Annotated in this window: 21 protein-coding genes and 1 riboswitch; of the genes, 16 read left to right on the forward strand and 5 right to left on the reverse strand. The window is 45.1% G+C overall.

Going from position 1 to position 22,344, the window contains the following annotated elements:
* The first annotated feature begins 379 nt into the window (after nucleotides 1-379).
* The 8 genes from OH455_RS21035 to thiH all read left to right on the forward strand — a co-directional run bounded on the left by OH455_RS21035 (nucleotide 380) and on the right by thiH (nucleotide 8,700).
* On the forward strand, nucleotides 380-1,762 hold the full coding sequence (locus tag OH455_RS21035) for a multicopper oxidase family protein (protein ID WP_269982705.1): 1,383 nt from the start codon (nucleotides 380-382) through the stop codon (nucleotides 1,760-1,762).
* A 110-nt stretch (nucleotides 1,763-1,872) separates the two neighbouring features.
* The gene (crcB, locus tag OH455_RS21040) at nucleotides 1,873-2,256 is read left to right on the forward strand and encodes a fluoride efflux transporter CrcB (protein ID WP_269982706.1); all 384 of its coding nucleotides are present in this window, start codon (nucleotides 1,873-1,875) and stop codon (nucleotides 2,254-2,256) included.
* A 68-nt stretch (nucleotides 2,257-2,324) separates the two neighbouring features.
* Nucleotides 2,325-2,423: riboswitch (TPP riboswitch) on the forward strand.
* A 171-nt stretch (nucleotides 2,424-2,594) separates the two neighbouring features.
* Entirely contained in the window at nucleotides 2,595-4,535 is a 1,941-nt protein-coding gene (gene thiC / locus OH455_RS21045; RefSeq protein WP_269982707.1) for a phosphomethylpyrimidine synthase ThiC, read from the forward strand.
* A complete protein-coding gene (locus tag OH455_RS21050; RefSeq protein WP_269982708.1) occupies nucleotides 4,535-5,806 on the forward strand; it encodes a thiamine phosphate synthase in 1,272 nt (423 codons plus the stop codon). The genes thiC and OH455_RS21050 overlap by 1 nt, the downstream gene beginning before the upstream one ends.
* A complete protein-coding gene (locus OH455_RS21055; RefSeq protein ID WP_206371112.1) occupies nucleotides 5,800-6,555 on the forward strand; it encodes a HesA/MoeB/ThiF family protein in 756 nt (251 codons plus the stop codon). Before OH455_RS21050 ends, OH455_RS21055 begins: the two co-directional genes overlap by 7 nt.
* Before the next feature lie 31 nt (nucleotides 6,556-6,586).
* Nucleotides 6,587-6,796 (forward strand): sulfur carrier protein ThiS, encoded by a 210-nt coding sequence (gene thiS, locus OH455_RS21060; protein WP_269982709.1) that lies wholly within the window; start codon nucleotides 6,587-6,589, stop codon nucleotides 6,794-6,796.
* Nucleotides 6,797-6,801: 5 nt separating this feature from the next.
* Nucleotides 6,802-7,569, forward strand: a complete 768-nt coding sequence (locus OH455_RS21065) for a thiazole synthase (RefSeq protein ID WP_269982710.1) — start codon at nucleotides 6,802-6,804, stop codon at nucleotides 7,567-7,569.
* An 18-nt stretch (nucleotides 7,570-7,587) separates the two neighbouring features.
* Complete coding sequence (gene thiH, locus OH455_RS21070) at nucleotides 7,588-8,700, forward strand: 2-iminoacetate synthase ThiH (protein WP_269982711.1); 1,113 nt, start codon at nucleotides 7,588-7,590, stop codon at nucleotides 8,698-8,700.
* 83 nt (nucleotides 8,701-8,783) lie between these two features.
* Here the strand turns inward: thiH and OH455_RS21075 are convergent, their stop codons facing one another.
* On the reverse strand, nucleotides 8,784-10,574 hold the full coding sequence (locus tag OH455_RS21075) for an aminopeptidase P family protein (protein ID WP_269982712.1): 1,791 nt from the start codon (nucleotides 10,572-10,574) through the stop codon (nucleotides 8,784-8,786).
* Between the two features lie 89 nt (nucleotides 10,575-10,663).
* Nucleotides 10,664-11,605 carry a LysR family transcriptional regulator gene (locus OH455_RS21080; protein ID WP_045977558.1) on the reverse strand — a complete coding sequence of 314 codons (942 nt, stop codon included), beginning with the start codon at nucleotides 11,603-11,605 and terminating at the stop codon, nucleotides 10,664-10,666.
* Between the two features lie 109 nt (nucleotides 11,606-11,714).
* Between OH455_RS21080 and OH455_RS21085 the strand changes: the two genes are divergently transcribed.
* Nucleotides 11,715-12,908, forward strand: a complete 1,194-nt coding sequence (locus OH455_RS21085) for a multidrug effflux MFS transporter (protein ID WP_206376358.1) — start codon at nucleotides 11,715-11,717, stop codon at nucleotides 12,906-12,908.
* A gap of 85 nt (nucleotides 12,909-12,993) precedes the next feature.
* Nucleotides 12,994-13,278: an H-NS-like global regulator TsrA gene (gene tsrA / locus OH455_RS21090; protein ID WP_269982713.1), complete on the forward strand. Its 285-nt coding sequence runs from the start codon at nucleotides 12,994-12,996 to the stop codon at nucleotides 13,276-13,278.
* A 30-nt stretch (nucleotides 13,279-13,308) separates the two neighbouring features.
* Here tsrA and asnC read toward each other — a convergent pair whose 3' ends face one another.
* Nucleotides 13,309-13,773, reverse strand: a complete 465-nt coding sequence (gene asnC, locus OH455_RS21095) for a transcriptional regulator AsnC (protein WP_269982714.1) — start codon at nucleotides 13,771-13,773, stop codon at nucleotides 13,309-13,311.
* A 93-nt stretch (nucleotides 13,774-13,866) separates the two neighbouring features.
* Between asnC and OH455_RS21100 the strand changes: the two genes are divergently transcribed.
* The 3 genes from OH455_RS21100 to OH455_RS21110 all read left to right on the forward strand — a co-directional run bounded on the left by OH455_RS21100 (nucleotide 13,867) and on the right by OH455_RS21110 (nucleotide 18,510).
* Nucleotides 13,867-17,013 (forward strand): ABC transporter substrate binding protein, encoded by a 3,147-nt coding sequence (locus OH455_RS21100; protein WP_269982715.1) that lies wholly within the window; start codon nucleotides 13,867-13,869, stop codon nucleotides 17,011-17,013.
* 52 nt (nucleotides 17,014-17,065) lie between these two features.
* On the forward strand, nucleotides 17,066-17,845 hold the full coding sequence (locus OH455_RS21105) for a class I SAM-dependent methyltransferase (RefSeq protein ID WP_045977553.1): 780 nt from the start codon (nucleotides 17,066-17,068) through the stop codon (nucleotides 17,843-17,845).
* 101 nt (nucleotides 17,846-17,946) lie between these two features.
* Nucleotides 17,947-18,510, forward strand: coding sequence for a hypothetical protein (locus OH455_RS21110; RefSeq protein WP_269982716.1), 564 nt, complete (start codon nucleotides 17,947-17,949; stop codon nucleotides 18,508-18,510).
* A 33-nt stretch (nucleotides 18,511-18,543) separates the two neighbouring features.
* On the opposite strand, the gene OH455_RS21115 is transcribed toward OH455_RS21110, so the two are convergent.
* Nucleotides 18,544-19,428 (reverse strand): carboxylate/amino acid/amine transporter, encoded by an 885-nt coding sequence (locus OH455_RS21115; RefSeq protein WP_206371106.1) that lies wholly within the window; start codon nucleotides 19,426-19,428, stop codon nucleotides 18,544-18,546.
* 56 nt (nucleotides 19,429-19,484) lie between these two features.
* Entirely contained in the window at nucleotides 19,485-19,910 is a 426-nt protein-coding gene (uspA, locus tag OH455_RS21120) for a universal stress protein UspA (protein WP_045977550.1), read from the reverse strand.
* A 155-nt stretch (nucleotides 19,911-20,065) separates the two neighbouring features.
* Between uspA and ftnA the strand changes: the two genes are divergently transcribed.
* From ftnA to OH455_RS21135, 3 genes are all read left to right on the forward strand, one after another.
* On the forward strand, nucleotides 20,066-20,593 hold the full coding sequence (gene ftnA / locus OH455_RS21125) for a non-heme ferritin (protein WP_045977549.1): 528 nt from the start codon (nucleotides 20,066-20,068) through the stop codon (nucleotides 20,591-20,593).
* A gap of 73 nt (nucleotides 20,594-20,666) precedes the next feature.
* Complete coding sequence (gene uspB, locus OH455_RS21130; protein ID WP_045977548.1) at nucleotides 20,667-20,990, forward strand: universal stress protein UspB; 324 nt, start codon at nucleotides 20,667-20,669, stop codon at nucleotides 20,988-20,990.
* A 107-nt stretch (nucleotides 20,991-21,097) separates the two neighbouring features.
* The gene (locus OH455_RS21135; RefSeq protein ID WP_269982717.1) at nucleotides 21,098-22,291 is read left to right on the forward strand and encodes an NAD(P)/FAD-dependent oxidoreductase; all 1,194 of its coding nucleotides are present in this window, start codon (nucleotides 21,098-21,100) and stop codon (nucleotides 22,289-22,291) included.
* Nucleotides 22,292-22,344 lie beyond the last annotated feature (53 nt).

Here is a 22,344-nt window from a genome sequence, read left to right on the forward strand (position 1 = left end):
CAATCTCTCCATCCCTGCCATCTTCAGAAAGACTAGAGCCCTTTTCAATTCACTGTTTACTGATTACCCTAATTACCAAAGCATCACATATCAGGAATTTCTATTTTCTAGAGCATATGACATATGAATAGTCATCTCATATCGACTGCGAGTTCCAGCTACAAGAGCAGAGCATCCGGCCCTAAATTCCAACTAATCGCTTAAGTCGTATAGGCCAGTACTCTTTTAGATTGAGCAGCAATGAATGAGATATTTCTTAAGCCAACTCCAAATTGGTACATCCAATTTATCGTGGTTTGCCAAAACTTGCTCTCTTGGTGAGAATTATTACTAATAGTTTGTTACATTTTGCGGATGCATCATTAAAAGTTATAAGTATATGGAAATTTCTCGTCGTCGCTTCCTGCAATCCTCACTCGCCATTTCGGCGCTCAGTATTTTGCCCGCTTGCTCAGTCAATCGTTCAACCGATCCTGAGGGGCGCTATGTCTACGATATAACGGCTGAACCTGCTACTGCAGAATTGGTGCCTGGTTATCAAACCCAAGTGCTTGGATTCAATGGACAGATTCCTGCCCCAACGATTCGTTGTCGTCAAGGTGAGCCTGTCATCATAAGATTCACTAATAAGCTATCAGAGCCTACTACCATCCATTGGCATGGCCTGAGAATACCGATTGAAATGGATGGTGTCCCATTCCTTAGCCAGCCTCCTATCATGCCAGGTGAGACCTTCAGCTATGAATTTACACCACCTGATGCCGGCACATTCTGGTACCACCCGCACATGAACAGTGTTAAGCAGCTTGGAATGGGGTTAGTTGGGCTGATCATTGTCGAAGAAAGTCAGCCTGTTGTCTTCGATGAAGAACACGAGTTGATGCTCAAGCACTGGCACCTCGATAAACAAGGCCAGTGGAAAGACTTAATGATCCCGCGTATGAGCGCGCGAATGGGCACTCCAGGGGAGTGGAGCAGTGTGAATGGAGTACATGAGCCGATTTACCAACTCAAGACCAGAGCAACAACACGGTTACGAATCGCCAACGTCGATAATACCATTACCTACCCGATTGTAGTGGAAGGTGCTGAGGCATGGGTCATCGCTATCGATGGTAACCCCGTAAAAACGCCCTATAAGCTATATCAGCATAAAGTTGGCCCAGGAATGAGGGTTGATATAGGTCTTATTGCTCCTCAAGCTGGCGAACGTGTCTATGTTCGTCAAATGAAGGGGCGTTTCCCATTTCCTTTGTGTGAATTCGAAGTTGTCGATTCCTCTTTGCCTGAGTCTCAGCTGTTGCCCAAGTTACCATTGAATCCAGTGCCCCAGCTTGATTTGGCTAATGCTGAGGAAATTGACTTTGTTTTTGAGTGGGAGGGAGCGGTTACTCCAACGAGTAAAGATGGTAAAGCTATGCCCAAGTTCTGGTTAACCAATAAGAGAGCGTGGGAAGGCATGAGTAAAGATAACATCCCGGCTCCGTTGGCGACGCTCGAGTACGGTAAAACTTATATATTTGATTTGAAGAACGTTACCCAATATCACCACCCAATTCATATTCATGGTCATACATTCACTGTTCTGGAAATGGACGGTAAAAAGATTGCTGAACCGTTCCATACCGATACCGTACTACTAGGTAAAAACGGTAGAGCCAAAGCGGCGTTTGTTGCCGATAATCCAGGGCGCTGGATGTATCACTGCCACGTCATTGAACACATGAAAACCGGACTAATGGGTTACATCGAGGTAAAGTGACTCCTGTAACTTTTTAAATTTCAAAATTAATTTGAGATAATGTGTTGCGATTTTGATTCGAAAATAGCCTTATTCCAGATACAATACGGCAGAATGTGACAGGAGGAACCATGGGACAACTTTCTATACTTGGATTTATCGCATTAGGTGGTGCCTTTGGTGCATGCTCACGATACTTGGTTTCAGAATTTTGCGCGGTATTACTCGGGCGAGGTTTCCCCTATGGTACGCTCACGGTCAACGTTGTGGGTTCATTTATTATGGGCTTGTTGATTGCCGCTTTTGAAAATGAAGTGTTGGCCACCGAACCATGGCGTCAAATCATCGGCCTAGGCTTCCTTGGCGCACTGACCACCTTCTCAACCTTTTCCATGGATAATGTACTTCTTATGCAACAAGGTGCATTTTTCAAGATGGGGCTAAATGTACTGCTCAATGTTGTCTTGAGTATATCGGCGGCTTGGATTGGCTTTCAAATTCTGATCAAAAGCTAATACTTGATAAAATTGTTCTAAAAATAGACAGCTCGGCTTGGTTTCACCAGGCCGTTTTTATATACTGATTTTACTTGTCGGAGTGCCATAAGGCTGAGACCGTTAATTCGGGATCCGTTGAACCTGATCAGGCTAACACCTGCGAAGGGAACAAGAGACGATACCTACACCAGAGTTCTCTCTGGGTGCATCTATCAAATAGTCGAAGTTGTTTCGGTGATCATTAGTTAACACTCTAGTCGCATCACCTGGATTTTGACTCCTCTTGTCGCATCTATCCGCCAAGCATTTTTATCCAAAATCTTTTTATCTAGAATAACAAAGCAAGGAAAAATGCTATGTCGAGTCGCAAGCAAGCGAGACTGGAAGCAAAACAGTTCATTGATTCTCTTTCTGTACAACCGTACCCAAATTCTCGCAAAGTATACGTTGAGGGTTCACGCCCTGACATTCGTGTCCCGATGCGCGAAATATCTCTCGCAGATAGTTTGATTGGGGGTACCAAAGACTCTCCAATTTTTGAGCCAAATGAGCCAGTACGTGTTTATGATACTTCAGGCGTCTATACCGATCCTACGCATAAAATAGACCTGTACAGTGGCTTACCTAAACTGAGAGAGGAATGGATAGAAAAACGTAGCGATACAGAAGTACTCGATGATGTCAGCTCTGTATACACCAAGCAGCGATTGAAAGATGAAACGCTCGATGAGCTTCGATATGGCAACTTGCCACGCATCCGCCGTGCGAAAGATGGCCAATGCGTTACTCAGCTGCACTATGCCCGCAAAGGTATTATCACACCTGAGATGGAGTACATTGCATTACGCGAAAATATGGGCCGAGCAAAGTATCGGGATCAGGTTCTCAATCAGCAGCACCCTGGGCAAAGTTTTGGTGCCAATCTTCCCGATGAAATCAGCGCTGAATTCGTGCGAAAAGAAGTCGCCGAGGGTCGTGCCATTATCCCTTCAAACATCAATCACCCAGAATCTGAGCCTATGATCATTGGTCGTAACTTTCTTGTGAAGGTAAACGCCAACATTGGTAACTCCTCTGTGACCTCATCAATTGAGGAAGAAGTTGAAAAGCTGGTTTGGTCGACACGTTGGGGGGGCGATACAGTGATGGACTTGTCTACTGGTCGTAATATTCACGAGACTCGCGAATGGATTCTGCGTAATAGCCCTGTCCCAATTGGTACAGTACCTATGTATCAAGCATTGGAGAAAGTGAACGGCGTTGCTGAAAACCTCAATTGGGAGGTGATGCGCGACACTTTAATTGAGCAAGCGGAGCAGGGCGTCGATTACTTTACTATCCATGCGGGCTTACTCCTTCGCTATGTACCTATGACAGCCAAACGCGTGACAGGCATTGTTTCACGCGGTGGCTCTATCATTGCTAAATGGTGTCTTGCTCATCATCAGGAAAGCTTCCTCTATACCAACTTCCGCGAGATCTGTGAAATCTGTGCTAAATACGATGTGGCGCTTTCGCTTGGTGATGGCCTGCGTCCTGGCTCTGTCGCCGATGCAAATGATGAAGCCCAGTTTGCAGAATTACGCACCCTTGGAGAGCTTACAAAGATCGCATGGGAGTATGATGTTCAGGTGATCATTGAAGGCCCAGGACATGTGCCAATGCATATGATTAAAGAGAACATGGAAGAGCAGCTAGAGCATTGTCATGAAGCCCCTTTCTATACGCTCGGCCCTCTAACCACAGATATTGCTCCGGGCTATGACCACATTACATCAGGTATTGGTGCGGCGATGATCGGTTGGTACGGGTGTGCAATGCTGTGTTATGTGACCCCAAAAGAACACTTAGGCCTGCCTAATAAAGAAGACGTAAAAACTGGGCTGATTACCTATAAACTTGCCGCGCACGCTGCCGACTTAGCTAAAGGGCACCCAGGAGCACAAGTGCGCGATAATGCACTATCAAAAGCACGATTTGAGTTCCGTTGGGAAGACCAGTTTAACCTTGCGCTCGATCCTGATACTGCACGTGCTTTCCATGATGAAACCCTGCCTCAAGAATCGGGTAAAGTCGCCCATTTCTGCTCTATGTGTGGTCCAAAATTCTGCTCAATGAAGATCTCACAAGAAGTGCGTGAATACGCCAAAGATACTGAGCAAGTAGCAGCGGACCAAGCGATCAGTGTCAAAATGTTGGATGATCCACTTGAAGGTATGCGTCAGAAGTCGAAGGAGTTTCGTGACACGGGCTCAGAGCTTTACCATCCCGCTGCTACGGCTGTAACGGAGGAGTAATGGCAAAGATCCTTATTCCAACAGCGTTAGCTGATGTCAAACCTGAAATTGAGCAATGCTTACAGCTGGCCAAGGAAAAAGGTTTCGAGATACAAAACATTGAGCTGGGCGTCAGTCCAGCTCAAACAGTTCAAATATCTCATGGCTCAGAATGGACAAAGTTGGCTACAGATTTAGTGGAGTCCGTTGTGGTGGGCCATGAATGCACGTACTTTATCGAGTATTGCTCTGGGATCACTATCAAGCCATCTAGGTCCATAATAGCTTCATCTCACGCTTACATTGATGTCTTAGATGTAAATCAGGTACTAGATATCTGGCTAGACCCTAGTCGTGATCAAGTATGTGCGTTAGCGAGTTCAGTCAATCAATCAGAGTTTGATCGTAAACGTCACTTTGCATGGGTTGTTACCCTCATCAGCTTGGCATTTACACTTGAAGATGCTCTTACACTTTCACGAGCCATGGTGAATGTTTCACGTGAAACATGGGCGGAGAACATTATCGATTTTCCATCCCCTGTTCTCGAAGATCACCGACTAGGAATTAGCGCTGACTGGATTAAATCAGGTAACCAATTGGCATTTCCATCCGTATCTAAATGTGATTTAGGGCTTTACCCAGTTGTTGATAGCGTTGAATGGGTCAAGAAGCTTTTAGAAAGTGGTGTCAAAACTGTTCAGTTGAGAATTAAAGACCCACTGGCAAATGATTTGGAGCAACAAGTTAAAGATGCGGTTGCACTTGGTCGTCGACATGATGCTCAGGTTTTTGTCAATGATCACTGGCGCCTAGCAATTAAACATCAGGCTTATGGTGTTCATCTAGGTCAAGAGGATATTGAGGAAAGCAACTTAGCTGAATTAGCTAAAGCCAATTTGCGTCTAGGGTTATCGACCCACGGTTATTATGAGTTGCTTCGAGTTGCACAGACTAATCCAAGTTATCTAGCTTTGGGTCATATTTTTCCCACCCAGACGAAACAAATCGCAACCAACCCTCAAGGGCTAGTGAAACTGGCACTCTATCAAAAGCTGGTTAATACCATGCCTTATATAAATTCGACAGGCATACCTACCGTCGCGATTGGTGGCATTACTCAATCCAATGCGCGTTCAGTATGGAATTGTGGGGTTACTAGCTTGGCGCTGGTGAGTGCTATCACTAACGCGCCATCACTGGAGCATGCGATTGAATTCTTTACTCAGTTAACAGCCGAAGAGCGGGGAAACATTAGTGTTGATGTTTTGAAGGAGGTTTCTGCATGCTAAGTGACCAAGATTTCCTACGTTACCAAAGGCAGATTTCTCTGCCGGAAATTGGCGAGTATGGGCAGGAAAATATTACTCAATCGCATGTTTTGATTATTGGCTGTGGCGGATTGGGCAGTGCAGCGAGTCTGTATTTAGCTGCAGCTGGAGTAGGGCGAATGGTGTTGGTCGATGATGATGATGTTGATTCTAGTAATCTACAACGTCAAATTGTCTATCGTGAGGACAATCTCGGTAAAGCCAAAACAGAGGCCATACGCCAACAGTTAAACCAGCTGAATGCAGGTGTGCAGATACGCACCATTGGCAAGCGGTTAGAGGCACCTCAATTAGCATTAGAAGTGATGTTAGCGGATGTGGTTTTAGATTGTACCGACAATATTCAAACGCGTCAGTTGATTAACTTAGTTTGCTATCAACAAAGTAAGCCGCTTGTTTCCGCGGCCGCTATTGGTTGGCAAGGACAATTTGCTGTCTTCGATTATTCATCGAACAAGGAGTCTGGATGTTATCGATGTCTCTACCCCTTTGATGAGCTAATCAAACCAAGCAAATGCAGTGAAAATGGAATCATGGGTCCTGTCGTCGGCACCTTAGGCAACTATCAAGCCTTAGCGACATTACAGAAATTGGCATTAGGACATTTTGATTTTCCGATTGGCCAATTGCACCTATTCAATGGACTAAAACTTAATTGGCAAGTGATGACGATTACACGCGACCGGCAGTGTTCTGTGTGCAGTCAATAACAACCAAACTACATAATTAAGAAGTGAAGCAATGAGCGAAATACACATAATCATCAATGAACAGTCTCAGCGTGTCAGCGCAGGTGCGAGCCTAAAAAATATCATTCAACAGTTTTCACTGCCTGAAGTCGGATGCGTCTTTGCCATTAACAATACCGTTGTGCCGCGTAGTGATTGGCCAACCACTTGCCTCAATGAAGGCGATGCGATTTCACTTTTTCAAGCCATGGCTGGGGGGTAATAACGATGCTTAACATTGCAGATAGAGAATTCAAATCACGACTGTTTACGGGCACTGGAAAGTTCGCCAACAAATTTCTAATGGAACAGGCGATTAAGGTGTCGGGCTCACAACTGGCGACTATGGCTTTGAAGCGTGTTGATATACACGATCAACAAGATGATATTCTTCAGCCTTTAATTGAAGCAGGAGTGCATTTATTGCCTAACACTTCGGGAGCAAAGAATGCCAAAGATGCAGTATTTGCCGCGCACTTAGCAAGAGAGGCTCTGGGTACCAATTGGCTCAAACTTGAGATTCATCCAGACCCTAAGTATCTAATGCCTGATCCGATAGAAACGCTATCTGCAGCGGAGCAACTGGTCAAAGATGGGTTTACGGTACTGCCTTACTGTCATGCTGATCCTGTTTTGTGTAAGCGATTGGAAGAGGTAGGGTGTGCAGCAGTGATGCCTTTAGGAGCTCCAATTGGCTCAAATAAGGGCATAGCATCGCATGATTTTCTTGAGATCATTATTGACCAAGCTAACGTTCCTGTTGTTGTTGATGCTGGTATTGGCGCACCTTCCCATGCAGCGCGCGCGATGGAAATGGGTGCAGATGCCGTATTGGTCAATACTGCGATTGCTGCCGCAGCCGACCCGGTTACGATGGCGACTGCATTTAAAATGGCCGTTGAATCTGGGCGAATGGCCTATGAAGCCGGTTTAGCGGGCCAGGTCTCTCATGCGGTGGCATCAAGTCCGTTGACGTCTTTTCTCGATGAACTTTAGTTAGAGTAGGTATTGAGAATGACTTTTGTTGATCAATTCAAAAAGCTGAGTTGGGATGACACTTCGATGTCAATTTATGCCAAGACAGCTAAGGATGTTGAGCGAGCGCTAGCGAAACCCAAAAGAGATCTGGAAGATTTCAAGGCGCTACTATCACCAGCAGCTGAACCCTACTTGGAGCAAATGGCTCAGCTGTCATACGCATTAACTAGAAAGCGATTTGGTAATACGCTGTCATTGTACATTCCCCTATACTTATCGAATTTGTGCGCTAATGCTTGTACCTATTGTGGCTTTTCAATGGAGAATCGTATTAAACGGCGAACATTGAATAAAGATGAAATCCAAGCCGAGGTTGAAGCCATTAAACGCATGAAGTTTGATAGCGTTCTCCTAGTCACTGGTGAGCATGAAACTAAAGTCGGGATGAATTATTTTCGTGAGATGTTGCCCGTTATAAAAGAGAAATTTAATTATTTAGCGATGGAAGTGCAGCCGCTTGAACAAGAGCAGTACGCAGAACTCAAAACACTGGGTCTCGATGCTGTCATGGTGTATCAGGAAACTTATCACCCTTCGACGTATTCGGAACATCACTTGCGTGGCAACAAAACGGATTTTGAATATCGCTTGGAAACTCCGGACCGGTTAGCAAAAGCAGGTATTGATAAGATAGGAATTGGTGCATTGATTGGGCTAGAAGAATGGCGAACTGACTGCTTTTATGTAGCTGCGCATCTCGATTATCTTGAACGCACCTATTGGCAAACTCGATACTCGATCTCTTTCCCACGCTTAAGGCCTTGCGAGGGTGCGCTTCAACCTAAGTCAGTGATGACAGACAAACAACTAGTACAGCTTATTTGTGCATTTCGCTTACTGAACCCTGAAGTTGAACTGTCATTGTCTACTCGCGAGTCACCGGAATTTAGAGACAATGTTTTGCCGCTTGGTGTTACGTCAATGTCCGCCGCATCGAAGACTCAACCCGGTGGCTATGCCAATGGAGAAGCAGAATTAGAACAGTTTGAGATAAGTGATGAAAGAAGCGCTGGTTCAGTAGAGGCGATGATTAGAGCGAAAGGGTTTGACCCTGTTTGGAAAGACTGGCACTCAGCTTACTCTGGTTGAATCGTAAAAGCAGTTATGTTTCACGTGAAACATCAATAGAAGCTCTCCAATGGAGAGCTTTTTATTTGCTGAAGAAATAGCGATCAGCTATGTGCTATTGGTTGAGTTGATTTTTCCAACCAAGTTTTAACATCACCTTGCACTAATGGGCTGATATCGTTCCAGACTTTTTGGTGATACTCATTTACCCAATTCAATTCTGGTTTAGTCAACATGTCGACATTGATGTTTCTAGTATCAATCGGACAACGAGTGAGGGACTCGAAACAAAGGACTGGGAAATCGCCGTTAGTTTTTGTTTCTACGACCAGTTCAAGGTTTTCGATACGAATACCAAAAGCATCAGCGCGGTAATACCCCGGCTCGTTTGAAAGCACCATGCCTTCGACTAAAGGAACATCAATCTGTCGCTTCGATATACTGGCAGGGCCTTCATGGACATTGAGGAAGTGCCCCACACCATGGCCTGTGCCATGGTCATAATCAAATCCCTCAGCCCACAAATGCTGGCGTGCTAATGTGTCAATCTGATAACCACGTGTGCCTTTCGGGAAGCGTGCGCGAGCAACACCAATATGGCCTTTCAGTGCAAGTGTGAATTGCTTAATCATTTCGTCACTTGGTTGACCAATAGCGATTGTACGGGTGATGTCTGTGGTGCCATCGAGGTATTGACCGCCAGAGTCGACCAAGTAAAGTGTATTGAGTTCTAGCTTACCAGGTTCAGGCTGATTCTCATGATTGTAGTGACACATGGCTGCGTTTCCGCCTGCTGCGGAAATCGTATCAAAGCTAAGATCCATCAAGGTTGGATCTTGTCTACGGAATGATTCCAGCTTGTCTGACAAAGTAGCTTCATCATGCAGTCTTTCATTTGCTACTTCATCATCTAGCCAACACAAAAACTGACTCATCGCCACGCCATCACGAATATGACACGCTTTCATACCAGCAATTTCAACAGCGTTTTTCGCTGCTTTTGGCATAAGACAAGGATCGGCAGCACTTACAACGTTAGCACCACTGTTCTGAAGTACTAACTTAAACCATGCGTTGCTTGTCGCTGAGTCGACTAAGACACTTTTTCCTGACAAAGCTTCGAGGCGCGTTTTTAGGGCTTCTGGGTGATGCACACTTACGCCTTCACCTACGTGTTGAGCGAAACCTTCAGGTAAGCGAGTAGGGTCTAGGAAATATTCCAAAGTTGAATCGGCATGGAGAATGACATGTGATAACAAAACAGGAAGACGAGATACATCTAAACCGCGCACGTTGAGCAGCCAGCAGACGGAATCTAAAGCGGTTATTACCGCGCTATCGGCGCCTGCCTGAGCAACCAGCTGGGCAATCTCTTTTCGCTTAGACTCACATGATTGCCCCACGGCTTTTGTCGCCATCAGACGTACGTCTGAAACGACGGGGTCAGGGCGGTCATGCCAAAGTTCGTCGATAGGGTTACTAGCAATTACTTTTAGTTCCAGTGAACCTGCAAGCTTTGATTGTGCCATCGTTAGCCAAGCGGAATTGTGCATTCTTGGGTCTATCGCGACCGTTTGGCCTTGAGAAAGCTGGTCTTTCACCCAGTCCAAAGCTGGCTCTTCGATCAAGTGACGGTATTCGAATAGATCGGCTGGTACTTCTTTGGTCACCTGAACGGTGTAGCGACCGTCGACAAACATTGCGGCTTTGTCTTGTGTAATTACTGCAGCACCCGCAGAACCAGTAAAGCCCGTCAACCAGTGCAAGCGTTCGTTATGAGCGGGCACATATTCGCCTAGGTACTCATCTTCATGTGGGATGAGCAACGCATCTATATTGTGCTGAACTAGCCATTCACGAATGGCCGCCAAACGTTGTTCAGTAGTGGTAAGCATCTATTAATCCTTTATCATTTATTCACGCGTCCTTTCAAGAAAACGGACGATGTGGCAATAAGCTACTCCTTTTACCGTCAGCCTGCAAATCATCTCAATGCAGTGGTTTTATCCGTAATTATTCGACGTAACCAAGACAACGCAGGATCATTTTCTCTATCTCGATGCCAGAACAAAGTGTAGGCCATCGGAGGGAATTCTAGTGGTAGAGGCAATACGGTGAGGCCTAGTTGTTTAGACGATAACTTCACGAAATGACTAGGTGCTGTGAAGATGAAATCGGTATAGGAACAGAGGCTAGCTGCGCTATTAAAGTCTGGTACCGTGATGGCGATATCGCGCTCTTTACCTATGTCTGCGAGTCTGTAATCCAATAACCAGCGGTCATTACCATCACAGCGAACTTGAACGTGCCTTTGTTCAAGATAAGTATCGAGATTCCAGCTACCTGAGAGAATCGGGTGGTTATGGCGCAACAGACACATCTGATTGTCTCGATAGATTTCTTGCTCACAAATATCGTTGGGCGGCAACATGGTCAGCTTAGCATCATTGATATCGATGTCTTTTCCTGTGATACCGAGATCAATTTCGCCACGTTGAATCTGCTTAAAGGTTTGGTCTGCCCAAGAATGTGTGCTGATGGTGACGCCTGGTGCCCGCTTAAAAATCTCAGGTAAGAAATGGGGTAGGATCAACGGATACACACTTTCTACAGCGGCAATTTGGAACTTGTGATCACTCGAGTCTGGTGCGAATTGTTCTGGTTGAGTGATTTGTTCCAAATGGTTAATCAGGCTATCCAGTTTGGGCTTGAGGAACAGTGTTTTTGGTGTCGGCTTTAATCCATGAGCGTGGCGAACAAAAAGAGGATCTTCAAACTGTATGCGTAACTTGGCGAGGCTTTTACTGACCGCCGATTGGCTTAAGCACAAACGGTGGGCGGCTCGAGTGACATTAAGTTCTTCAGCAAGTACTTTGAGGCAGACTAAAAGGTTGAGGTCGAGACGGGCGAGTTTTTCTATATGCACATGAAATTCCTTAAGGGAATATCTTTAATGATAAAGCGTCATTGGAAGTCATATCTAGACTAGCTTACACTGCAAACAATTTCATCAATTCTATGCGGGAGTCTTCTTCGTGCAAACTGCTTCTCAACAAAATCACGGTAAAATGCAAATGGTGTTGCTCACCTTGTTGGTGCTATTCAGCCCCTTGGCAATTGATATCTATCTGCCTGCTTTACCTCAGATTTCTCAGGCGTTTCACGTGGAACACGCACTTGCGCAAGATACGATTACATGGTTTTTGTTCGCTATGGGTGTTGGTCAATTATTTGCTGGCCCACTAGCTGACAAGATAGGACGTCGAACTGTTGCATTGGGTGGTATTAGTATCTATGCATTGAGTGCCTTATTGGCGTGGGGGGCTCAAAATATTGAATGGATGCTAGCTGCTAGGCTGCTGCAAGGCTTAGGTGCGTGTGCGACATCAGTGGCAGCTTTTGCAACAGTTCGCGATATTTTTGGACCACAAAAAAGTGGCAAGATGATCAGTTACTTGAATGGCGCTATTTGTTTTATTCCGGCATTAGCTCCAATTCTTGGCAGTTGGCTTACTCAACAGTTTGGTTGGCGCTCTAACTTCTCATTCATGGCTGGGTTTGCCATACTCGCGTTTATTGTGATGTGTATGGGTATGAAAGAGACCAATCCGGCACCCAGCAAAGAGCCCGTATTTCGTCTCAGCCGCTATCTAGCGGTCGTTAAAACACCTTCATTCTTATTCCACGCATCACTCTGTATGTTGGCGATGTCTGTCATTCTAGCTTATGTTACCTCTGCACCTGTTGTTCTTATGGAAAAACAGGGGCTCACCATGAATGAATTTACCATGTGGTTTGGTATCAATGCAGTGATCAATATCGTCACTTGCATGACGGCACCTAAGTTTATGGAAAAGTATGGAACACATAAAACATTGGTCGTGGGCATCATGACGCTTGGTTTCGGTGGCATCGCAATGCTGGCCCTAGCTGAGATACAGACAGCCTTAGCGTTTATGTTACCAATCTTCTTGTCTTCGATTGGATTTGCTTTGGTTTTGGGTGCTGCAGCAGGTAAAGCCTTGGCGCCATTTGGCGACAAGGCTGGAACTGCTGCCGCTTTATTGGGCTTGTTCCAGATGAGTGGTTCTGGATTAGTGGTTGGGACAGTTCAGCGACTGGGAATGGAGCCTCAAGTCATGATTGCTGTGCAGATGTTGATTATTGTTCCAGGTATTTTTGTACTGATGAGTAAAGCGGGTAAAAAATGGCATACAGCAATGGCGTAAGTTTGGCCTAATTGCTTTGAACAACTAAAAAAACATTGTATATTTGAGCTTCACTTCTAATAACTATTTTGGATACTAAACCTCGATGTCGATGACAACTTATGAAATGGCTCGTGTACTTGAACAACTGGAAGATGCTCCTGAAAAAGTGATGTTTGGGAAACTGTTAAACGAGCTAGGCAATCAAAGTGGCGAGCGCATTCGCAGTGCGGCGAAGCAAGTTCCACTTCATATGTTGCGTGATATTGTATATCAGTTTCAGCAAGTGGTTGATGACCGAAAAGAGGAAGAGACAGCTTCAATTGCAAAAAATATCGCAGAGCAAGGTATTTCGGCAGAAGAACTGAAAAAATATTTCGAATCCAAATAGCAAAAGGCTCGCATCATGCGGGCCTTTTGTTTATGGATTGACGTTACGGTTGATAGGATTCTGCAGAGAAATTAAGGTTTCAGTTGATTGCACCTCGTCAATAGCTTGCAGTTTATCAATCAGAACATACTGTAGCTCTTCAATCGAACGACACATCAATTTTACGAAGATGTTATAAGCCCCAGTAGTGTAATAAGCCTCAACCACTTCTTCCAAAGCATTGAGCTTTTCAAGCGCCGAATGGTAGTCACGTGCAGCATTGAGGTTAATGCCGATAAAGCAACATACATCGTAGCCCAGCTTTTTGGTATCAACGATGACTTCTGTGCCTTGTATGATGTTTGCCGCCTTCATTTTTTCGATACGCACATGAATAGTCGCTGGGCTGACTTCGAACTTTTTTGCCATTTCCGCATAGGCGGTTTTGGCATTTTCCATTAGTGTTTTTAAGATCGCTCGGTCAAGCTCGTCGAGCTTGTTATGCTGAGTTTGCATCTTTATCCCTACTTAACGCTATGTATGTGTTCAAAATATCAACAAGAGTGATAATATTAAAGTAATTGTTAACCTCACCTGAGAGCTATTTTAGTGCGCTTTTGCCTGATTCTTCTAGCCGTATTTTCGACAGTCCTTTCACATGCACATGCGACAGACAAAGATGTACTAATTGTTCATTCTTATCATCAAGGTTTCTTTTGGACTGACGCTTTTCAGCATGGTCTTGAAGACGTGTTATCAGGGGAAGATATCACCACGCGAGTGGTGTATCTAGATTCGAAACGACTACAAAACCCTGCATACTTGGAGCAGCTTTATAAGCTCTATCAAACCAAATTTTCTCAAGAAACCTTTGCTGCTATCGTTGTCAGCGACAATAATGCCCTCAATCTCATCCAACGGCTCGCCCCTGAAGTGGGTAATACTCCAGTGATATTTGGAGGCATCAACAACTACAGCCCACAAATGCACTCGCAGCTCAGAGCTACGGGCGTGATTGAAGATATTGATATTTACAGCAACGTTAACTTGATTGAGCGTATTCAACCGAAAGTAGAGAAGATTTATGTCGTTAGTGACTACTCGGTGACAGGAGAAGCAGTGAGGTTACAAGTTGAACGCTTTCTCGCTCTCAATAATCAATATCAGCATATGGTTGAGCAGTTAGTGCCTGAAAGCTATGAGCAACTAATTGATTTTTCTTCCAACCTAGATGCTACCAGTAGTGTGTTGTTTTGGGTGTATTACCGAGATAAGCAAGGTCGGATTGCGACAGATAAAAATTGGAAGAGGTTCAATCAGGTATCCAAGTCTCCTATCTATATGGTGCATGACCTCGGGCTTGGCAATGGGGCTGTAGGTGGCGTTATTTTAAATGGCCGGACACAGGGGCAACAAACAGCTAAGCAACTTATCAAAGTACTCAAGGCGAATAGTGGAGAATTACCCAAAGTAGAAGTGGGTACTCCTGAAATAAAACTCGATTATCAAGCTGTTGTTAAATGGGGATTGGGTATCGATGGTGAGGTTGCTACAACCTTGTTCAACAAACCTCAGTCTTTTGCTATTCGGTATCAGAAAGAACTTAAAGTGATTGGCAGTCTAGTCGTCTTTCTTTCTCTCGTTATTCTGGTCTTGATTTATTACTTGAGCCGATTGAAAAAAAGTGAGGCTCTGGCCAAAGAGAGCCAGACGCTAATTGAGATGGTGTTTGACCAGAGCTATCACTTCATCGGTTTACTTGATGGCCAAGGTCGAACTATTTCAAGCAACAGTAAGTTGCAGGATCTTCTTTATCATCAGGACTTCAGTATAGACAGACCTATTTGGCAGCATCAGCACTGGGAAGACCAAGCGGTTGACAAACTGAAGCGTTATTTTAACGGCCACCAGAAAAACCAAAATACTCAATTTGAAGCGGAAATTTGGCATCCAGAGCAGGGAGCTATGGTGCTTGAAGTATCTTTAAAACCTTTACCAGAGACAGGTCAAGGCGCTGAATATCTTTTAGAAGCGCGTGAGATAACTTCTAGGAAGATAACTGAGGCTCGACTCTACCAGCGAGAAGTTAACCTTAGCCATTACTACGATCAGCAACCTGTGATGATGATTACTCTCGATGAGCACAATCGCATCCAACAGGTAAATCAGTTTGCGGAGCAGCTTTTGGGCTTTTCATCCGATAAAGTGCTTGGCCATCGATTGAGTGAGTTTTATCTGCATTCCGATGCGATTATTCCTCGTCAGGTATTGTTACAGCCCAAGCAGGCAATGCGTGGAGTGTGGCGGCGTGAAATTGAGTACCGTCATGCCGATGACAAACCAGTATGGATTCGAGAGAATATTCGTCCACTTATCGAATCAGGACATTTACTGATTGTGGGTGAGGATATTACAGAAACCAAGAAGCTAGCGGAGCAGCTAGAGTATCAGGCGCGCCATGACTTGCTGACTGGTACGTTTAATCGCAACCATTTCGAAATGGAGCTAGCGAAATCGCTGCTGGAGGTAGAAAGCTACACACGTACTCATGCGATGTTGTATTTGGATCTCGACCAACTCAAAGTTCTCAATGACACAGCAGGCCACGAAGCAGGTGATACCGCCATTCAGTTCTGTGCCAGTATGTTGGAAGAAGTGCTACCTTATAACGCCATTTTGGCGCGTATGGGCGGAGACGAGTTCGCTGTGTTACTCAAAGACTGTACCGAGCGTGATGCCAAAAATGTTGCCAATACCATTGTGATGACGCTTGGTGAGCAGCCTTTTGTCTGGGACGACATTCGTCTCAACATGACTTGCTCGATAGGCATACGTTTGATCGACCATACTGCGGATTCTCCGCAAATGGTTCATGCTCAGGCTGATACGGCTTGTCATGCCGCCAAAGAGGAAGGGCGCAACCGTTATAACCTCTACTGTCAGGATGATGCAGATTTACGTCGACGTGAACAGGAAATGGAATGTGTCAGCATAGTACATAAAGCGCTGGCGAATGATCGGATTGAATTGTTTGCTCAGCAGATCATCGCTTTGAACCAAGACGATACACTGATGCACTTTGAGATCCTGATCCGTATTCGCAATGCCGAAGGGGAATACATTTCGCCGGGTATCTTTATGCCAGCGTCAGAGCGTTACAATATTGCTCAATTGTTAGATAAACAAGTGGTCACTCAAACGTTAGACTGGCTAGCTGCCAATCCCGTGGCGTTAGCGAATCTTGGCATGTGTTCTATTAACTTATCTGGCCACTCGATGGGAAATAAGGAGTTTATTGCCTTCTTGCTGGATAAGCTTCAGTACAGTTCTGTTCCGTGCGAGAAAATCTGTCTTGAAATCACAGAAACAGCGGCAATGAGCAACATGAACCAGGCTATCGATCTGTTTTCTCAGTTCAAGCAATTGGGTTGCAAAATTGCACTCGATGACTTTGGTTCTGGCCTCTCTTCGTTTGGTTATCTTAAAAAACTGCCAGTAGATATCGTGAAAATTGATGGCTTGTTTGTACGCGACATTGATGTCAATGAAGTTGATCACCTAATGGTCCGTTCAATCAATGATTTAGCTAAACAGATGGGTAAAAAAACCGTTGCTGAATTCGTTGAGAACAATCGTATCATTGATCTGCTGGTGGAATTGGGTGTGGATTACGCACAAGGTTATGTTATTGGTAAGCCTAAGCCACTAGAAGCGCTAGTAGCAGAGCTATTGAACAACAAGCGTAGTGTCGAATAGCAAAATCCATTACACTGGCGGCCCGACAACATGACCCCCAATGGAGCCCATCGTGCAGTTACAACTCATTAGTGAAGACCCGAACCGAAATGAGCAACTGAATCAGTTGGCTCAACGCTGGGGGCTATCACATGATGAACAAAGCGCTTTTGCGTTGGTTCTGACTGCGGAACGTTTAGAGCTGCGTAAAGTTGATGAGCCTAAGTTGGGCGCTATCTGCGTCGATTTAGCGGGTGGGGCAGTGGCTCATAGGCGCAAGTTTGGTGGTGGAAAAGGGCAGGCGATTGCAAAAGCCGCTGGTTTGAATAAAGGTGTGATTCCTACAGTACTTGATGGCACAGCTGGGCTGGGGCGTGATGCGTTTGTACTCGCTTCACTAGGGTGTAAAGTGCAAATGGTAGAACGCCATCCTGTTGTGGCTGCATTACTTGATGATGGCCTTGAACGTGCGAAACAGGACCCAGAAATTGGAGACTGGGTCAGTGAGCGAATGTCCTTACTTCATGCCTCTAGCCATAACGCCCTAGAATCTCTGGCTAACGACGCTGAGTTTGCTAAACCTGATGTGGTGTATTTAGACCCGATGTACCCACATCCAGAAGGTAAAAAGAAAAGTGCGCTAGTTAAAAAAGAAATGCGAGTGTTTCAGTCTTTAGTAGGTGCCGATCTGGATGCTGATAAGCTGTTAGAACCTGCGTTAGCCCTTGCGAGTAAAAGGGTGGTGGTTAAGAGACCTGACTACGCAGAGTGGCTGAATGGGCAAAAGCCCGCGATGGCAATTGAGACGAAAAAAAATCGTTTTGACGTTTATGTGAATGCATCAATGACTTAGCACTCAATCGTATTTGACAGTGTTATTTAGTGCTTGCTTATTCGTCACCATGCAGGTATATCATACTAAGAATTATTCGTATTCTTAGCTGGAGTAGTAGCATGGCTAAACGACTTTGTAAGATGAATCGTAAGCAAATAGCTGATGGATTGAATGAAATCCATCGTTTGGTGGTTGCACCTAAGTTTGTCTGTCGTTCTTGTGCTCGTTCTTCAGCAGATAAAGCTTCCTTGTGCAAACCTGCAGCCATTCCTCCTCAGCAGTGCCAGAACAAACCTATAGAGCAGCAACGCGCCTGTGGTTTGTTAGCGGAAGCCTTGCCATCGCAAGATAATCAAATAAGTCAACTTTCTGAACAGAAGTCCCAAGCAGTTCGCCGAGTCCTTGAACGGGTCAAAGAGAAGGCTCAGCCTAAGGTATCTACAGCAGCCAAAACCACTGCCGACGAGCTGACGCTGGATTTGTCCGACAAGAAAGCGATTAAGAAGGCCAAGAAAGCGCTGAAGAAACAGTATAAACAGCAGAAGAAGCTCTTAAAGCTAGTTAAGAAGCAACATAAATTGCAAAAGCACGAGTTTCGAATCAAGGCTCAACTCAGTCGGAAACCTGCTCTGAGTTTGTCGCCTGAGCAGTTTGAACCCGCATCGACGTCCAATATGCATTGATAAAAAAACGCTCTCCAGTTGGAGAGCGTTTTTTTATTCGCTTACCGAGTGATAACTTTGGGCAACTTTGCGTTTGACCCATGTTTCGTTAATCCACAACGACAGCATGATGATCGTACCACCAATTGATAGGCGGACGAGATCAACATCTCGGTTCCAAATCACTATATTGACGATCAGTCCTGCAGGAACCAGTGCGTTATTCATGACCGCGAGAGCACCAGCGTTAACCATAGTCGCTCCTTTGTTCCAGGCAAAGTAGCCAAAACCTGAAGCAATCAGTCCAAGGTAGATCAGGATGCCCCATTGCGTGTTGGTAGTCGGCATCTTTTCGATGTTGCCCATTAACGCGAAAGCCACCAAGGCAACACACAGAGCGCCTAGGTAGAAATAACCAAAAATTGTATGCTGCGGCAATTCAACCGGCTGTTTCTCCATCAAATATTTGTAGCCTACCTGACCAATGGCAAAGCAGACATTAGCACCTTGAACGACAAGGAAACCAAGAATGAAGTTTTCATTAATACCTGCGAATTTAATAAACGCTGCGCCAGCGACAGCAATGACGGCAGTGACCAAATACCAAGGAGAAAAGCGACGTTTAAGTAAATCGTAAATTAGGGTCACGTAGATCGGTGTGAAAATGGTGAAAAGTAGAACTTCTGGCACGGAGAGCAAAAGAAAAGACTGGTAGTAGAAGCAATACATTAAGCCAAGCTGGAAACCACCCACGGTCATCAGCTTAATGATCAAAGATTTATCTACCCCCCTAAACTTGAGGAATGGAAGAAATACCAAACTCGCCAGCGCAACGCGCATCAGTACAGAAAACCATGAATCGACCTGACCAGCGAGATAAACGCCGATTAGGCTAAACGAGAAAGCCCACAAAAGGGTGACTGCAGATAGATAACCCATAATTAATACTCATTATCAATAACTGCTCTGCAGTCTATACGAAAACGATGCTGCGATCAGTCTTTAAGTGGCACGACCAACATGTCAACCGGAGAGCAATTGATCAATTGTCGGGTTGACGAGAGCAGTTTGCTCCAGAAATCCTGATGATGACCACATACCACCATGTCGATATTGAACTCTCGGATGGTATCGCACAATTCATTACTCAAATCACCGCTACCCACCAGCGTATGTTTGATCGGATAGTTGGCGTGCTCGGCAAAGTTTTTCAACTGTTGTTGAGATGCTTCAATTGCTTGATGCTGGGTTTCAGCCAAGTTGATATCAATCAAGCCAGTGTATAGTTCTGCGTAGTTGACATCGATATGAATGAAAGAGACATCGGCGCCGAGAGGTTTGGCAAGGGCTACCGCTTTATCGACTAAGGTTTTGCTGTCTTCGGACAGGTCGATGGCAACTAAAATATGCTGATAACTCATAGTGCTATCTCCATTTAAGTATCTAATCAAAGGTTAGCATTAAGGTCAGAATATTTTTGTCGCAGTGATCTCAGATCCACATTCATTCGTCAAAGTGTTATTGTGAGCTAATGATATAGTTCATAAAAGTTTATCGAGTTAATTAGGAGTGATAAATGCTTTCACAGGCAATGGTTGATCAATTGAATGAGCAAATTAATCTCGAATTTTTCTCATCCAATCTATACTTACAGATGAGTGCTTGGTGTGAAGACAACGGTTTCGAGGGTGCTGCTGAGTTTTTACGTACACACGCCGTAGAAGAAATGGAGCACATGCAGCGACTATTCACTTATGTGAGCGAGACTGGCGCGATGCCAATTCTAGGTGCGATCGATGCACCAAAACATGAATTCGGCAGCTTAGGCGATGTTTTCCGTGAAACCTATGAGCATGAGCAGATGATAACTCAGAAAATCAATACGCTTGCTCACCTAGCTTTTACGTCCCAAGATTACTCTACTTTCAACTTCTTGCAGTGGTACGTCGCTGAGCAGCACGAGGAAGAGAAGTTGTTCAAAGGGATTTTAGATAAGCTAGAGTTGGTTGGTGAAGACGGCAAAGCGCTGTTCTTTATCGACAAAGACCTAGCCGCTCTAGCGAAAGAAGGTTCATCTTCTATCATGGATGCCTCTGCTGAATAAACTTCAGCGAAAGACGCGCTAAATCGATCGTCTTTTTCTTCTGGGCTGAGGGTAGAAGAGTAGGGAGGAAAAGATGATCAATGCTGATACTATTTTATTCACGCTTATGTTGATAACGCTGGTAAATATGCTCAGATACCTGACTGCACTGCGTTCTCTTATTTATATCATGCGTGAAGCCCACCCGCTGCTCTATCAGCAAGTTGATGGGAATGGTTTCTTCACCACTCATGGCAATGTTTCTAAACAAGTGCGCTTGTTTCATTACCTGAAGAGTAGAGAATATCACCATCATCATGACGAAGTGTTTACCGGCAAGTGCGAACGAGTCAGAGAACTCTTTATTCTTTCTACTTCACTACTCGGCGTCACTTTATTTGCAGCGTTCATCTTATAATTGGTGAATTGGCAAGCGTTCCATTTATCGCTAGAATAGCGTCGAAACTGGCTAAGGATGTGCTAAATGCACATCCTTTTTTATTGGATTTTGGTTGAGAAAAGGTCATGGCGGAAAAGTTTGATGTCGTCGTCATCGGTGCAGGTGCGGCAGGATTAATGTGTGCTGCAGAAGCGGGCAAGCGTGGGCGGAAAGTCCTCGTGCTGGATCACGCTAAGAAACCGGGCCGCAAGATTATTATCTCGGGTGGTGGGCGTTGTAATTTCACTAACTACGATGTATCGGCCAAAAACTACCTGTGCAGTAATCCGCATTTCGTCAAATCGGCGCTTGCCCAGTACACCAACTGGGACTTTATTTCGATGATCTACAAACATGAAATTCAGTTTGAAGAACGCGATCATGGTCAACTGTTCTGTGTCGGTGATTGCGACTCTAAAGACATAGTCAAAATGCTGTTGGCCGAGTGTGATTTACCAACCGTCGAACAACGTTATCGTCAAGATATTCACCATATTGAAAAAACGGACACGGGCTTTGAGCTGCACGCCAATACCGATGTGATTGAATGTCAGTCCTTGGTCGTGGCGACTGGCGGATTGTCGATGCCAAAACTGGGTGCCACGCCCTTTGGCTACAAAGTGGCAGAGCAGTTTGGTCTGCCTGTGCTGCCGACAACGGCGGGCTTGGTACCATTTACCTTACACAAAGAGGATAAAGAGGACTTTGCCGAGCTGTCTGGTATTGCAATTCCTGTCGAAATCACCACGCAAAACAATACCACTTTCAAAGAAGCTTTATTGTTTACTCACCGAGGGTTATCTGGTCCGTCTGTCTTACAGGTTTCGTCCTACTGGAAGCCTGGCGAAGCGGTAACCGTGAATCTAGTGCCGGAAGTGGATCTAGATACCTTGCTGAATCGTTCTCTGGAAAAGCACCCAAATCAAAGCCTGAAAAACACCTTGGCCAAAGTCTTGCCAAAGCGTTTGGTTGAAGTGTTGATTGAGCGTAAAGTGCTGATCGATTTGCCACTTAAGCAATTCGGTATCAATCAGTTGAAGCAGATTGTTCAGCAATTAGAAAACTGGACCATCGCGCCCAACGGCACCGAGGGGTACCGCACTGCGGAAGTAACGCTAGGTGGTGTTGATACCGATCACCTGTCTTCAAAAACGATGGAGTGTAAGGAGATCAAAGGCCTGTATTTCATCGGTGAAGTCATGGATGTGACGGGCTGGCTCGGAGGTTATAACTTCCAGTGGTGTTGGAGTTCCGGTTTTGTAGCTGGCCAGTGGGTATAAATCCCTACTAAAAAAACGGAAGAGCGGGGAACTCTTCCGTTTGTGTTTCGGGC

Origin of the sequence: Vibrio sp. T11.5, from assembly GCF_027587155.1 — a bacterium.
In the GTDB taxonomy this organism is placed as follows: Bacteria; Pseudomonadota; Gammaproteobacteria; order Enterobacterales; family Vibrionaceae; genus Vibrio; species Vibrio neptunius.

Excerpts from the sequence above, each read along its gene's own strand:
- crcB (WP_269982706.1), top strand. The coding sequence starts at position 1,873 with ATGGGACAACTTTCTATACTTGGATTTATCGCATTAGGTGGTGCCTTT.
- OH455_RS21135 (WP_269982717.1), top strand. The coding sequence starts at position 21,098 with ATGGCGGAAAAGTTTGATGTCGTCGTCATCGGTGCAGGTGCGGCAGGA.
- OH455_RS21075 (WP_269982712.1), bottom strand. The coding sequence starts at position 10,574 with ATGCTTACCACTACTGAACAACGTTTGGCGGCCATTCGTGAATGGCTA.
- uspA (WP_045977550.1), bottom strand. The coding sequence starts at position 19,910 with ATGAGTTATCAGCATATTTTAGTTGCCATCGACCTGTCCGAAGACAGC.
- asnC (WP_269982714.1), bottom strand. The coding sequence starts at position 13,773 with ATGCAAACTCAGCATAACAAGCTCGACGAGCTTGACCGAGCGATCTTA.
- thiH (WP_269982711.1), top strand. The coding sequence starts at position 7,588 with ATGACTTTTGTTGATCAATTCAAAAAGCTGAGTTGGGATGACACTTCG.
- tsrA (WP_269982713.1), top strand. The coding sequence starts at position 12,994 with ATGTCGATGACAACTTATGAAATGGCTCGTGTACTTGAACAACTGGAA.
- OH455_RS21065 (WP_269982710.1), top strand. The coding sequence starts at position 6,802 with ATGCTTAACATTGCAGATAGAGAATTCAAATCACGACTGTTTACGGGC.
- ftnA (WP_045977549.1), top strand. The coding sequence starts at position 20,066 with ATGCTTTCACAGGCAATGGTTGATCAATTGAATGAGCAAATTAATCTC.
- OH455_RS21035 (WP_269982705.1), top strand. The coding sequence starts at position 380 with ATGGAAATTTCTCGTCGTCGCTTCCTGCAATCCTCACTCGCCATTTCG.
- OH455_RS21115 (WP_206371106.1), bottom strand. The coding sequence starts at position 19,428 with ATGGGTTATCTATCTGCAGTCACCCTTTTGTGGGCTTTCTCGTTTAGC.
- thiC (WP_269982707.1), top strand. The coding sequence starts at position 2,595 with ATGTCGAGTCGCAAGCAAGCGAGACTGGAAGCAAAACAGTTCATTGAT.
- OH455_RS21110 (WP_269982716.1), top strand. The coding sequence starts at position 17,947 with ATGGCTAAACGACTTTGTAAGATGAATCGTAAGCAAATAGCTGATGGA.
- thiS (WP_269982709.1), top strand. The coding sequence starts at position 6,587 with ATGAGCGAAATACACATAATCATCAATGAACAGTCTCAGCGTGTCAGC.
- OH455_RS21055 (WP_206371112.1), top strand. The coding sequence starts at position 5,800 with ATGCTAAGTGACCAAGATTTCCTACGTTACCAAAGGCAGATTTCTCTG.
- uspB (WP_045977548.1), top strand. The coding sequence starts at position 20,667 with ATGATCAATGCTGATACTATTTTATTCACGCTTATGTTGATAACGCTG.
- OH455_RS21050 (WP_269982708.1), top strand. The coding sequence starts at position 4,535 with ATGGCAAAGATCCTTATTCCAACAGCGTTAGCTGATGTCAAACCTGAA.